This window comes from Arthrobacter sp. A2-55 (assembly GCF_025548615.1).
GTDB classification, from domain to species: domain Bacteria; phylum Actinomycetota; class Actinomycetes; order Actinomycetales; family Micrococcaceae; genus Specibacter; species Specibacter silviterrae.
Map to the genome: position 1 here is coordinate 1 of NZ_JAJLOZ010000014.1, position 13,422 is coordinate 13,422.

General features: G+C 67.0%; 10 protein-coding genes and 1 tRNA gene. 9 read left to right on the plus strand and 2 right to left on the minus strand.

Annotation, left to right across the window (positions count from 1 at the left end):
• Together LPN03_RS05840 and LPN03_RS05845 are read right to left on the minus strand one after the other, a co-directional pair.
• Positions 1-954, minus strand: a 954-nt coding sequence (locus LPN03_RS05840; protein WP_262453482.1) for a DUF58 domain-containing protein, incomplete at its 3' end; no start/stop codon positions are given.
• Positions 955-1,036: 82 nt separating this feature from the next.
• Positions 1,037-2,248, minus strand: coding sequence for an AAA family ATPase (locus LPN03_RS05845; protein ID WP_262453483.1), 1,212 nt, complete (start codon positions 2,246-2,248; stop codon positions 1,037-1,039).
• 115 nt (positions 2,249-2,363) lie between these two features.
• Between LPN03_RS05845 and LPN03_RS05850 the strand changes: the two genes are divergently transcribed.
• The 9 genes from LPN03_RS05850 (at position 2,364) to LPN03_RS05890 (ending at position 13,228) form a co-directional block, all read left to right on the plus strand.
• Complete coding sequence (locus LPN03_RS05850) at positions 2,364-3,314, plus strand: TatD family hydrolase (protein ID WP_262453484.1); 951 nt, start codon at positions 2,364-2,366, stop codon at positions 3,312-3,314.
• A gap of 1,040 nt (positions 3,315-4,354) precedes the next feature.
• Complete coding sequence (locus LPN03_RS05855) at positions 4,355-5,512, plus strand: resuscitation-promoting factor (protein ID WP_262453485.1); 1,158 nt, start codon at positions 4,355-4,357, stop codon at positions 5,510-5,512.
• Positions 5,513-5,647: 135 nt separating this feature from the next.
• The gene (gene rsmA / locus LPN03_RS05860) at positions 5,648-6,520 is read left to right on the plus strand and encodes a 16S rRNA (adenine(1518)-N(6)/adenine(1519)-N(6))-dimethyltransferase RsmA (protein WP_262453527.1); all 873 of its coding nucleotides are present in this window, start codon (positions 5,648-5,650) and stop codon (positions 6,518-6,520) included.
• 47 nt (positions 6,521-6,567) lie between these two features.
• Positions 6,568-7,545: a 4-(cytidine 5'-diphospho)-2-C-methyl-D-erythritol kinase gene (locus LPN03_RS05865; protein WP_262453528.1), complete on the plus strand. Its 978-nt coding sequence runs from the start codon at positions 6,568-6,570 to the stop codon at positions 7,543-7,545.
• Between the two features lie 24 nt (positions 7,546-7,569).
• Complete coding sequence (locus LPN03_RS05870) at positions 7,570-9,345, plus strand: ABC-F family ATP-binding cassette domain-containing protein (RefSeq protein WP_262453486.1); 1,776 nt, start codon at positions 7,570-7,572, stop codon at positions 9,343-9,345.
• A gap of 152 nt (positions 9,346-9,497) precedes the next feature.
• Positions 9,498-10,328, plus strand: a complete 831-nt coding sequence (locus tag LPN03_RS05875) for an endonuclease domain-containing protein (RefSeq protein ID WP_262453487.1) — start codon at positions 9,498-9,500, stop codon at positions 10,326-10,328.
• A gap of 243 nt (positions 10,329-10,571) precedes the next feature.
• Positions 10,572-10,643: transfer RNA gene (locus LPN03_RS05880), tRNA-Gln, on the plus strand.
• Between the two features lie 93 nt (positions 10,644-10,736).
• Positions 10,737-12,209 carry a bifunctional UDP-N-acetylglucosamine diphosphorylase/glucosamine-1-phosphate N-acetyltransferase GlmU gene (glmU, locus tag LPN03_RS05885; protein ID WP_262453489.1) on the plus strand — a complete coding sequence of 491 codons (1,473 nt, stop codon included), beginning with the start codon at positions 10,737-10,739 and terminating at the stop codon, positions 12,207-12,209.
• A 38-nt stretch (positions 12,210-12,247) separates the two neighbouring features.
• Entirely contained in the window at positions 12,248-13,228 is a 981-nt protein-coding gene (locus LPN03_RS05890; RefSeq protein WP_165181753.1) for a ribose-phosphate diphosphokinase, read from the plus strand.
• Positions 13,229-13,422 lie beyond the last annotated feature (194 nt).

Consider the following 13,422-nt stretch of genomic DNA (forward strand, 5'->3'; position numbering starts at 1 on the left):
CTGCCCGGCAAAGTCCTCCCGGTCCGGCTCATGCGCGGAGGCGGAGGCTGCGAACCCGGGCCCGCCCTGGTCGTCGAGCACGCGCAGGGTGTAGCCGCGATCGAGCAGGTGCGCGGCAATCGACACGGCTGCCACCACCGCCCATTCAAAGGACGGCGAACTGAGCAGTGCGTCCGAGGCATGCATCGATTTGCTGGCGCCGCCGTACGCCCACAGCCGCTGGTCAAGCACCAGCGCGGCCTCCGGCGTGGTGACCGATTCCTCGGCGCGGACCATGAGTTTGCCCTGGCGTGCCGTGGCGGGCCAGTGGACCCGGCGGAGGGGGTCGCCGTGGCGGTATTCGCGCGTCATGACGTCGTCGTCGCTGGGGTTTGCCTGCTGCCGGGTCATGCGTGAACCGTCCTGCCCGCGCCCGCCCGTCAGCGAAATCTCGGGCAGCACCACGGCCGCGGGCGCCACGGTGAGGGGGTCGCCGTCGTCGAGCCTTCGCTTGAGAAGCGCCACGTCGAAGGGGTCGCCGAACCTGGCCGTGAGCGGGCCGATGGTGAACACGCCGCGGCGGCTGGGGTGGAGGTAGTAGGAGTAGCTGCTGAGGAGGCTGCGCGGGGCCACGGGGCTGGGGTAGTCGAAGCGCGGGACGTCCACCAGGTGCGCCGGGAGGTCTTCGGTGATGCGGGCGCGGGCGCCGCCGGGGGTGTGCCCGCGGACGTCGAGCGTCACTTGCGCGGTGGTCCCGGCCTCCACGAAGGCGGGGAAAAAGCGGCGGCTGACGGTGAATCCGGGGGCGAAGAAGCGCAGGCCGGCGCTCGCCAGCAGGGGCAGGGCGATCAGGAAGATGGCCACCACCAGGAGGTCGCGGCGGCCCATGACGGCGGCCAGCAGCAGGGCCAGCAGGCCGGCGGCGATCAGCAGCCAGCCGCGCGGGCGGAAGATCCGGTCCGGAATCAGGGCCATGGGCAGGCTCCGCTCGGATTTGGGGTGCGTGGTTCTGGGCGTGGTGCTGTGCGTGGTTCCGCCGCTCCGCCAGCCATGGCCCCTACCTCGCTCCGGGCTGGACTGGCGGCCGGGCGGGCTGCGGCGGCTGGGCCGGCCGGACGGGTGCTCCCTGGGTCGCAGTCCCCGCCGACTCCGGAGCCCGCCCCAGCCGCGCTGACGCACCAGCCACCCCCGGCCGCGCAGCCTGCGCCGCCACCGCGGACCGCGCGGCCTGCGCCGGCACCGGAATCCGGGCCAGGGCGTCCGCAATGACGTCCGCGGCGGTGGTGCCCGTGCCGGCGGCCCGGCGCTCCACAATGAGGCGGTGGGCCAGGACGGGTTCGGCGAGGTCGCGGATGTCGTCCGGGAGCACAAAGCCGCGCCCGGCCAGCGCCGCGGACGCCTTCGCCGCGCGCAGCAGCTGCAGCAGCGCCCGCGGGCTGGCCCCGAGGCGCAGCTGAGCACTGGCGCGGGTGGCCTGGCCCAGCGCCACGGTGTATTCCTTGACGGCGGCGGACACATGCGTGGCGGCAACGACGTCGAGCATGGCGGCGACCTCCGCGCTGGAAGCCGCGGCCTGAACGGCGTCGAGCGGGTTCACTGACTGGTGGGTTTCCAGCATGGCCAGCTCCGCCGCTGTGTCCGGGTAGCCCATGGAAATCCGGGCCATGAAGCGGTCGCGCTGCGCCTCGGGAAGCGGGTAGGTGCCCTCCATCTCGATGGGGTTCTGGGTGGCGATCACCATGAACGGCTCCTGCAGCCTGTACGACATCCCATCCACCGTCACCTGGTGCTCTTCCATGGACTCCAGCAGCGCGGACTGGGTCTTGGCGGAGGCGCGGTTGATCTCGTCGCCGATGACCAGGTTGGCGAAAATGGCGCCCGGGCGGAACTCGAAACTCTGCTCCGACTGGTTGTAGATGGACACGCCCGTGATGTCGCTGGGGAGCAGGTCGGGGGTGAACTGGATGCGGCTGACGGAGCAGTCAAGGGTGCGGGCCAGCGCCTTCGCCAGCAGGGTCTTGCCCACGCCCGGCACGTCCTCGAGCAGCAGGTGCCCGCGGGCCAGGAGCACGGTCAGCGCCAGCTCCACGGCCTCGCCCTTGCCGTCGATCACCGTGTTCATGGCGGCCATGATGTCCCGGCTCAGCTCCGCAAACCGTTCGGAGCCCATGGGTGCGGATTTTTGGCCGTTTTGGCTCGCCGAAGCGGTGCTTTCCAGCTGGGACGGGCGGGATATTCCTGCCGCCGTCAGAGTTTCGCGCGGGTGCATGCCCAACCTTTCGGGTCTTGTGGACTGCCACGTTTATACGGTTGTGATCCACGCTACTATCGTTGGGCCCGTTCGGCTGAACTCGACCGGCTCCGGATGGGTATATTTGACAAATATGTGCACCCCCGAGATTCCCCGCCCCTACCGCCGCGACGTTTTCAAGGACGACGGCGGCGCTTCCGCAGGTGCCGAGGGTGCTGGCGGGTCCCGGCGCGACTCCCGGCCGTCCTTTGCGCCGGCGCCCACCCCGCTGCCCGTGCCGGTGCACGACAACCACACCCATTTTGACTTCGGCGATTCGCCCGTGGCCCTGAAGGATGCGCTCGACGCCGCGGAGGCCGTGGGCATTGCCGGGGCCGTCCAGGTTGGCTGCGATTTGGAATCGTCCCGCTTTACGGTGGAGGCGGTGGACCTGGACCCGCGCGTGCTGGGAGCCGTGGCGATCCACCCGAACGACGCACCCGAACTGGCCGGGGCGCCCTCGTCCGCAGGCGGCTCAGCCCTCGAGGCGGCGCTGGAGGAAATTGACGCGATGGCGGCCCACCCGCGCATCCGGGCCATCGGCGAAACCGGGCTGGACTATTTCCGGACCGGGCCGGACGGCATTGCGGACCAGAAGTATTCCTTCCGGCGCCACATCGACATTGCCAAGCGGCGCTCGCTGGCACTGCAGATCCATGACCGTGACGCGCACAGCGATGTGGTGACGGTCCTGCGGGAGGAGGGGGCGCCGTCGTGCGTGGTTTTTCACTGCTTCTCCGGCGACGCGGAACTGGCGAAAATCTGCAACGACAATGGCTGGTACATGTCCTTTTCGGGGACTTTGACGTTCAAGAATGCGCAGAACTTGCGCGACGCGCTGGCGGTGGCCGATCCGGCGCTGTTGCTGGTGGAAACCGATGCGCCGTTTTTGACCCCGCATCCGCACCGGGGGCGCCCCAATGCCAGCTATATGCTGCCGTACACGGTGCAATCCATGGCACAATTGCTGGGCCGCGACCTGGCTGATTTGGGGATGCTGCTGCGGAGCAACACGGAGGCGGTCTACGGCTCCTGGGACTCCTAACGCCCCGCCCCCGACGCTCCATCACTTTTTGCGGTCCTTTCGTCGACGCTCGGTCACTTCCTGCGGTCCTTTCCTCGACGCTCGGTTCCAATCGGGGCACCTCCTGCGCACCGTCCCGCAGTTGGTGAGGGAGGGTTGGCAAAAACACCCCGAAAGGTGATGGAGCGTCAAACGGTGCTGGCCATTGCGATGCACCGCCCCCGGCACTGGCCATGCTGGACTTCCCGCTGGGGCGAAACCCATGCTGAGTTTTGCCCCGGGTGCACCGGGGGCAGAACTCGAGCTGGGTTCTGCCCCACAGGAAAGTTTGCGAACCGTCCGGCGGAGCCGCCCCGGAGCCGCCCCGGACCACGATGCCGAAATCTGCCACAGCGCCACAAGAGCACCCCAAGAAGGCTTCAAAGTGACTCGACACAGCTGGACAGTACGCGGAGGCAACGTTTTCTCGGGCGTCGCGCCACCTCCACCAATCCGCGTTACCAATCCGCGCTTCTTCACGCCCGGTCCTGGCTGAAATCAGCGGCGAGAACGGCCGGCCGAAGGGCCACTGCGGGAACTTTGACCACTAATTTTGCAAAATATTTTGAGGCACCTCACCCGGACGGCTGCTTCGGCCCCGTTGCCGCCGGAAGGAAGCGCCCGTATCAGGCCGCCGAAAGGATGTCCAGAAAGCCAGAACCCCCGCCAGGCAAACAGTGGCACGGTGCAATCCATGGCACAAAAACAGCACAGCAAACTAAGCGCCCAAAAGAAGCTACCGAGGGGTAATGTCGCACCAGGCGGCAGCGCCCGAAACGCCCATTGAGGGACTTTAACCGTTACCTTTCCTTGTCTTATTGATAACGATTGGGTTACGCTGGGGGACTATTAGCCGTGGTCGGGGAAGACCAACGGATGAAATGCTGCTTGGCCCACCGTTCATTTTGGGCCTGTGGCAACCGTTCTTGAGGTTGAAAATTGCAGGGCACCCAGCTGGGGCCGCGCTGTGCAATTTTCCCGTACTTCCCCGTGCCCGGGTGCTCTAGTAGTTACGGGATCCAGTGAGTTTTCTCTATTCCGCCAATGGCAAACTGAACGTTTTTAAGCTTGCCGGGCAGGCCGCGGTGCTGATCGCACTCGTGGCCGGGCTCCTCGCCTTTGCCGGCGCCAACAAGTCCGTTTCACTCACGGTGGACGGCCAGGCCAGTTCAGTTTCAACCTTCGGCGGCACCGTGGCCAGCGTCCTGAAAAAGGCCGATGTCACGGTGGGCCAGGCCGATCAGGTCACGCCCGCACTCACCACCCAGGTATCGGACGGCACGGCCATTACGGTCAACACGGCCAAGCACGTGACGGTCACCCTCGACGGCGCCCAGCACACCGTCTCCACCACCTCCAGCCGGGTTTCCGGGCTGATCAGCCAGCTGGGCATCGCCTCCAACGCCCGCATCTCCGCCCCGCTCGACTCCCTCGTGGCCAGCTCCAGCGACATCAGCATCATCACCCCCAAGCAGGTCACGGTGGTTGCCGACGGCAAAAAGACGGTAAAGACGACGACGGCGGAAACCGTCTCCAGCGTCCTCGCGGATGCCGGCGTCAAGGTGGCCAAAACGGACCTGGTGTCCGTGCCCGAAGCCGCCAAGGTGGTGGAGCACATGGTCATCAAGGTCTCCCGGGTGAACTCCTCGGCCGCGACGGAAACCGCCCCGATTGCCTTCGACACCGTCCAGACCGTTGATCCGGCCATGTTCAAGGACCAGAAGAAAACCGTCCGCGCAGGCGTGGCCGGAACCCTGGAGAAGACGTTCAAGACAATCAGTATTGACGGCCACGTGGTGGACCGCGTTGAAACCGGCTCCTCCGTGGTCACGGCCGCCGTTGCCGCACAGGTCACGGTGGGCGGCAAGGACCGCCCCGCCACACCTGCTGCGACACCCGCCGCCGGCACCAACACGGGTGCTGCCGCCCCGGCCATGTCCAACACGGCCATGTGGGACGCCATCGCACAGTGTGAATCCGGCGGAAACTGGGCCATCAACACCGGCAACGGCTACTACGGCGGCCTCCAGTTCGACATCGGCACCTGGATCAGCAACGGCGGCGGCGCCTACGCCCCCAACGCCAGCCTCGCAACGAAGGCGCAGCAGATCGACATTGCCAACAAGGTCTACGCCCAGCGCGGCCTCGGCCCGTGGGGCTGCGCCGGCGCCGTACGCTAGCCTTCCCCCAACTGTGAGTCAGTAGTTGCAGAAAATGACCCCGTGAAAGCGGTTTCCACTGCAACTACTGACTCACAGTTGTTAAGGGGGGCCGCGAGGGGTGCGATCAATAGCGGATACCATTGAGCGGTGACCTTGCCCCAGCCCAGCCCCGCAACCCAGCCGCTCCTCGGCGCCACCGAAATCCGCCGGCTTGCGGAGGAAATAGGCGTGCGCCCCACCAAAACGCTGGGCCAGAACTTTGTCATTGACGGCAACACCATCCGCCGCATCGTGGCCGCTGCCAAGGTTGACCCCGCCGAGACCGTCCTTGAGGTGGGGCCCGGGCTGGGCTCCCTGACACTGGGACTGCTCGACGCCGCGGCGCGCGTGGTAGCCGTCGAAATTGACCCCGTCCTGGCCGCCAAGCTGCCTTCCACGGTGCAGGCCTTCCGCCCCGACCAGGCAGCCAACCTTGACGTGGTGCTTTCCGACGCCATGCGCGTCACCGAGCTGCCGGCCGTTCCCACAGCACTCGTGGCCAACCTGCCCTACAACGTGGCCGTGCCCGTGGTGCTGCACCTGCTGGAACACTTCCCCTCCCTCAACCACGGGCTGGTCATGGTCCAGGACGAGGTGGCGGACCGCATGGTGGCGGGCCCAGGCTCCAAAACGTACGGCGTGCCCTCCGTCAAGGGCGCCTGGTATTCGCAGATGCGCAAGGGCGGGGTGATCGGCATGAACGTGTTTTGGCCCGCACCGAAAATCTCCTCCGGCCTGGTGGAATTCACCCGCCGCGAACCGCCCGTGACGCGCGCCAGCCGGCAGGAAGTGTTTGCCGTGATCGACGCCGCCTTCGCCCAACGCCGCAAGACCCTCCGCGCGGCCTTGGCGGGCTGGGCCGGCGGCGCGGCAGAGGCGGAGAAGTACCTGCGCATAGCAGGTGTGGACCCCAGCGCCCGCGGCGAAGTCATCGACGTGCAGGCCTACGCCCGCATCGCCGAAGCCAAAATCCCGCTGGTGGCGTAGCAGCAGTGAACCCCAAGAACACCCGCTCCGCCGGCCCGCCCGGCATCATCCAGGGCCCCGACAGCCCGGACTATGACTGGGCCGGCCGCCCCCGCCACGTCCGCGTCCGCGCGCCCGGCAAGATCAACGCTTCCTTCCGCGTGGGCCCGCTGCGCGAGGACGGCTACCACTCGGTGGCGAGCACCTACCTGGCCGTCTCGCTGTATGAAGAGGTACAGGCGACGGCGAAACCCGGGACCCCTGCGCAGGACGTCACTGTCAGCGTCAGCCCCAACAGCTCGCTGGCCCCGGAACTGCTGGCCGGCATCCCGCTGGACGGGAGCAACCTGGCCGTCCGGGCAGCGCAGCTCGTGGCGGACATCAGCGAAAACCCCTGCGGCGTGCACCTGGAAATCACCAAGCACGTCCCCATCGCCGGCGGCATGGGCGGCGGCTCGGCGGACGCTGCGGCAACGCTGGTTGCCTGCGACGCGCTCTGGCACGCCGGCCTCTCCCGGGAGGAACTCTCCCACCTCGGCAGCGAGCTCGGCGCGGACGTGCCGTTCGCGCTGTTGGGGGGCGCCGCCGTCGGACTTGGGGTGGGGGACAAGCTCACCGCGGCCCTGGCACCGGAGCCGATGCACTGGGTGCTGGTGCAGTCGCCCCTGGGACTGTCCACGCCGGTGGTGTACGGCGCGCTGGACACCCTCCGGAAGGGGGCCGAGCCCGCCGCGCCGGAGCAGGTGGACCCGCGCATCCTGGCCGCGCTCAGGGCCGGGGATGCGGCTATGCTGGCCCCGTTTTTGGTCAACGACCTCCAGGCCGCGGCGCTGCACCTGGCCCCCGCCCTGCACCACACGCTGCAGGCCGGCCGGGACCGCGGCGCGCTGGCGGTGCTGGTTTCCGGCTCCGGGCCCACCGTGGCCATGCTGGCGCTCGACGCCGAACACGCCGCGGAGCTCGCTGCCGGGCTGGCCGACGCCGGGCACCACGCGCTGGCCGTGCAGGGCCCCGTGCATGGGGCGCAACGAATTTTTGACGCATGAATTCCTCAATGAAAGTGGTTTGACGTGGCACATCTCCTTGGCGGGGAAAATCTCAGCATTGCCTTTGCCACCCGAACGGTCCTTGACGGCGTGACGGTGGGGCTGGAGGACGGCGACAGGATCGGCATTGTGGGCCGCAACGGTGACGGCAAGTCCACCCTGATGCGGCTGCTGGCCGGGCGCCAAACCGCCGATTCCGGCAGGGTCACCGTCCGCGGCGGGGTGCGGGTTGGGTACCTGGACCAGTCGGACGTGCTCGACGGCGACAGCACCGTCGGGTTCGCGATTGTGGGCGAGTCCGCGGACCACGTGTGGGCTTCCAACCCGAAAATCCGCGAGATCATGGGCGCACTGGTGGGGGAGGTGGACTGGGACGCCAACATCCACTCGCTCTCCGGCGGGCAGAAGCGCCGCGTTGCCCTGGCCAAGCTGCTCATCGGCGACGACGACGTCATCATGCTGGACGAACCCACCAACCACCTGGACGTGGAGGGTGTGGCGTGGCTGGCCAAGCACCTCCAACAGCGCTGGCGGGCCAACGAAGGCGCGTTTGTGGTGGTCACGCACGACCGCTGGTTCCTCGATGAGGTCTGCACGCGCACCTGGGAAGTACATGACGCCGTCATTGACCCGTTCGACGGCGGCTATGCGGCGTATGTGCTTGCCCGGGCCGAGCGTGACCGCATGAACTCCGTCATGGAATCCAAGCGTGTGCAGCTGGTCAAGAAGGAGCTCGCGTGGTTGCGGCGCGGCGCCCCGGCCCGCACGGCCAAGCCGAAGTTCCGCATCGAGGCCGCGAACGAGCTCATCGCAGACGTCCCCGAACCGCGCGACACCGTGGCGCTGTCCCGCATGGCCACGGCGCGCCAGGGCAAGGACGTGCTGGACCTGGAAAACGTGTCCCTGTCCTACGGCGAGAACGAAATTTTCAAGAACATCACGCTGCGCCTGGCCCCCGGCGAGAGGCTGGGCCTGGTGGGCGTCAATGGTGCGGGAAAGACCACCTTGCTGCGGCTGCTCAACGGTGAGGTCCCGCCGTCGTCCGGGCGGCTCAAGCGGGGCAAGACCGTGCAGACCGCCGTGCTGACGCAGGAAGTGAACGAGCTGGACAACGTGCTTGATCTGCGCGTGCTGGAGGTCATCGAGCGGGAGAAGCGCTCCTTTGACGTGGGCGGGAAGGACATGACGGCGGGGCAGCTGGTGGAGCAGCTGGGGTTCACGAAGGACAAGCAGTGGACGCCCGTGCGCGACCTCTCCGGCGGCGAGCGGCGGCGGCTGCAACTGTTGCGGCTGCTGGTGGGCGAGCCGAATGTGCTGATGCTGGATGAGCCCACGAATGACCTGGACACGGACACCCTGGCGGCGGTGGAGGACGTGCTGGACGGCTGGCCGGGGACGCTGGTGGTGGTTTCGCACGACCGGTACCTGCTGGAACGCGTCACCGACCACCAGATGGCGCTGCTGGGCGACGGCAAGCTGCGCGGGCTGCCCGGGGGAGTGGACCAGTACCTGGAACTGCGCGGGGAGGCGCTGGCCGCATCTAGCGCGAAAAGTGCACCCGCCGCTGTTGCCGCCGGGCCGTCGGAGTCGGAAAAGCGTGATGCCCGCAAGAACTTGAACCGCGTGGAGCGACAGCTGTCCAAGCTTGCGGCCGCGGAGGCGAAGGTGCACACGCAGATGGCCGCGAAGGTGGGCGACTATGAGGCATTGGGCGAATTGAACGCGAAATTGGCTGAGCTGGCCGCCGAAAAGGAAGGGCTGGAGCTGGAATGGCTTGAGGCCTCCGAGGTGCTGGAGTAGTTTCCTGTGGGGCGAAACTCGGGGCCAGTTCCGCCCCGGGTGCACCGGGGGCACAACTGGTCCCGAGTTTTGCCCCAGCGGAAAGTGGGAAGTTATCCACAGCCTGGCAAATTGGTGCCCCGCGGACCGTCCCGGGCGGCAAGACTGGGGTCATGGCAAATGTGAGCGCGGCCCCCACCGTAGAACGTGTCATCTCCCTGTACGGCACGGTGGCCAGGCGAAAAGACCTGACGGCCGTGGGAATCACGTCCTGGCAGATTTCGCGGGCGCTGTCGGACGGTCGGATCCAGCTGGTGGCCCCGGGCTACTATGGCTTGCCGCGCGCCAACGCGATCGACGTGATGCTGGCCAAGCTCAAAGGTGGGCGGTCCTGCCTCAGTGAGGCCAAGCGGCGTGGCTTGTGGGTCATTGAAGAGCCGGAGCGCGTCCACATTGCCGTCCACCACGGGCACCCGGTCCCGGGGTGCGTGGTCCACAGGATTCGCGGCCGGCAGTCGCTCATGGACGTCCTGCATCAATGCGTCAAGTGCGGCAGCGAGCTGGAGGCGCTGTGCGTGCTGGAATCCGCGATCGTGCTCAAGAGGTGCACGTTTGCCCAGCTCCGGCGCTCATTCGCCGGCCGCCAGGATGCTGCAGGCCGCGCAATCATCAGCATGATCGATCCACAGTCCCAGTCGATCGTCGAGACCATTGCGCGCTACCTCATCCGCCAGGCAGGCTTCAACGTCCAGTCGCAGTTTTTCGTCAAGGGCGTTGGGCACCTGGACTTGCTGGTGGATGGCGTCTTGGCGGTTGAAACGGATGGTGAAACTTACCACAACACGGGCGACGGCTGGACAGAAGACCTGCGCCGGGACAACCTTCTGGTCCTCAACGGGCTGTGGTGCCTGCGCATTCCGGCCCGCATGGTGCTTGATAATCCGGAGACCATGCTGAAATGGGTGCAGCAGGCGCTGACAATCATTGACGCGAAGCCGCGTTGACCCGCTAATTCGCATCCCGCTCCCGCACTGCACTTTCCGCTGGGGCAAAACTCGAGCCCAGTTCCGCCCCGGGTGCACCCGGGGCACAACTCGCGGCGAGTTCGTCCCCACCGGAAAGTCGGGGCGCACCGGCCGGCAGCAACACCGGTGGGGCCCCAAAGTGGCTGCCAAGTCGCGAAACCTGCATCGGGCGTGGCACACTATATTCTCGTGGGCATCGCGCGAACAGCAGCGGAACCACATTCCGCCCTGGTGTAACGGCAGCACCCCAGCCTTTGGAGCTGTGGAGTATAGGTTCGAATCCTATGGGCGGAACCCACGCAAAAACGAAAGCCCCGAGCGGGTAACATGGACTTGTTTCCATTGCGTACGTTTGACGGACCCTGGTCCGGGTAGGAGTGCCACTTAGTGAGCCCCCAGAACACCAAATCAATCAGTCCTGCCGCCGTTATTGTGCTTGCAGCCGGAGCCGGAACCCGGATGAAGTCCCGGTTACCGAAAATCCTGCACCCCATCGGCGGCATTTCCATGGTGGGGCACGCATTGGCCGCAGCAGAGGGATTGAACCCGGAGCGCCTGGCCGTGGTGGTTCGTTTTGAGCGGGACCAGGTTGCCGCGCACATCGCCGCAACGCACCCCAACGCGCTGATCGTTGACCAGGATGAAGTCCCCGGCACCGGCCGCGCCGTCCAGGCCGCACTTGAGGCACTGGACGCGGACGCGGAAGTGGACGGCACCGTGGTGGTCACGTACGGCGACGTCCCCCTGCTGACCACCGAACTGCTGGAAGAACTGGCCGCCACGCACGCAGCAGAAAACAACGCCGTCACCGTCCTCACCGCGGTCCTGGACGACGCCGCCGGCTACGGCCGTATCCTCCGCCACGCCACGGACGGCACGGTCCTGGGCATCCGCGAGCACAAGGACGCCACTGACGCCGAGCGCGAAATCCGCGAGATCAACTCCGGCATCTACGCCTTTGACGCCGCCGTCCTGCGCACCGCCCTGAAGTCCGTCACCACCAACAACAACCAGGGCGAGATGTACCTCACCGATGTCCTGTCCCTTGCCAGGAACGACGGCGGCCGCGTCGCCGCAGTGGTCACGGCCGACAGGTGGCAGGTGGAAGGCGCCAACGACCGCGTGCAGCTCGCGGCCCTGGGCAGGGAGCACAACCGGCGCATTGTTGAAGCCTGGATGCGCGCCGGCGTCACAGTCATCGACCCCGAGACCACGTGGATCGACTCCACGGTGCGGCTGGCCGAGGACGTCACCATCCTGCCCGGCACCCAGCTGCACGGCAAAACCACTGTGGCGAGTGACGCCGTCGTCGGTCCGGACTCAACGCTGACGGATGTGCAGATCGGCGAAGGCGCGGAGGTCACGCGCACCCAGGGCTCGGGCGCCGTCATCGGCAAAAACTCGCATGTTGGCCCCTTCACCTACCTGCGCCCCGGAACCGTGCTGGGCGCTGACGGGAAGATCGGCGCGTTTTACGAGACCAAGAATGTGACCATCGGGCGCGGCTCCAAGCTCAGCCACCTCGGGTACGCCGGGGACGCGGAAATTGGCGAGGACACCAACATTGGCTGCGGCAACATCACGGCCAACTACGACGGCGTCAACAAGCACCGGACCACTATCGGATCGGGCGTGCGGACGGGCAGCAACACGGTGTTCGTGGCGCCCGTGACCGTGGGGGACGGGGCCTTCACCGGCGCAGGCGCCATTGTCCGCAAGGACGTCCCGGCCGGCGCGCTGACGCTGACAGTGGCCCCGCAGCGCAATGCCGAAGGCTGGACGGCGGCCAACCGCCCCGGCAGCATCTCCGCCGAAGCCGCCGAAGCCGCCGCCGCCGCCGCAGCAGCCACCGCAAACTAAGACTTCTCACCTCCCCCACCCCCGCGAGAAAGAAAATCATGAGCGAACTTAGCCATAACGTCGACAAGAAACTGGTGTTGGCGTCCGGCCGCGCACACCCCGAACTGGCTGAAGAAGTGGCGCGCTGCCTGGAGACGGAGCTGCTGCCCATGTCCGCCTACGATTTCGCGAACGGTGAGATCTACGTCCGCTCGGGGGAGAGCGTGCGCGGCAAGGAAGTGTTCATCATCCAGGCCCACCCGGCGCCGCTGAACAACTGGCTCATGGAGCAGCTGATCATGGTGGACTCCATGAAGCGCGCCTCCGCCCGCCGCATCACCGTGGTGGCCCCGTTCTACCCGTACGCACGCCAGGACAAGAAGGGCCGCGGCCGCGAGCCCATCTCCGCCCGCCTGGTCGCGGACCTGTACAAGACCGCCGGCGCCGACCGCATCATGAGCGTTGACCTGCACACCGCCCAGATCCAGGGCTTCTTCGACGGCCCCGTGGACCACCTTTTTGCTATCCCGCTGCTGGCCGGGCACATCCGTGAAATGGTGGGGGACGACGCCGTCACTGTGGTTTCGCCGGACACCGGACGCGTGCGCGTGGCTGAGCAGTGGGCGGACCGCCTGGGTGGGGCGCCGCTGGCCTTCGTGCACAAGTCGCGCGATCTGACCGTGCCGAACCAGGCAGTTTCCAAGACCGTGGTGGGCCAGGTCAAGGGACGCACCTGTGTGCTGATCGACGACATGATCGACACCGGCGGCACCATTGCCGGCGCCGTCCGCGTGCTCAAGGACGCCGGCGCGAAGGACGTCATCATTGCCGCCACGCACGCCGTGTTCTCCGAGCCGGCCTCCGAGCGCCTGGCCAATTGCGGCGCCCGCGAAGTGGTTGTCACGAACACGCTGCCCATCCCCGAATCCAAGCGCTTCCCCACGCTGACCGTGCTCTCCATTGCCCCGTTGCTGGCCCGCGCCATCAAGGAAGTCTTCGAGGACGGCTCCGTCACCAGCCTGTTCGACGGCAACGCCTAGCCTTCACTTTGAAGTGGCGCGCGGTTGGTTGCCGCCCGCGCGCCACTTGCCAAGTGGAGCACCGCTGGCACCCATGGACGTACAGAATTCAAAGTCACGTCTGCTAAACTCATCCAGTAAACCTTGGCGAGGGACGCCCCCAAAGCGTCCGTGATCGACTGGGTCCCACAGCTCCTGAATTCTTGATGGATTGT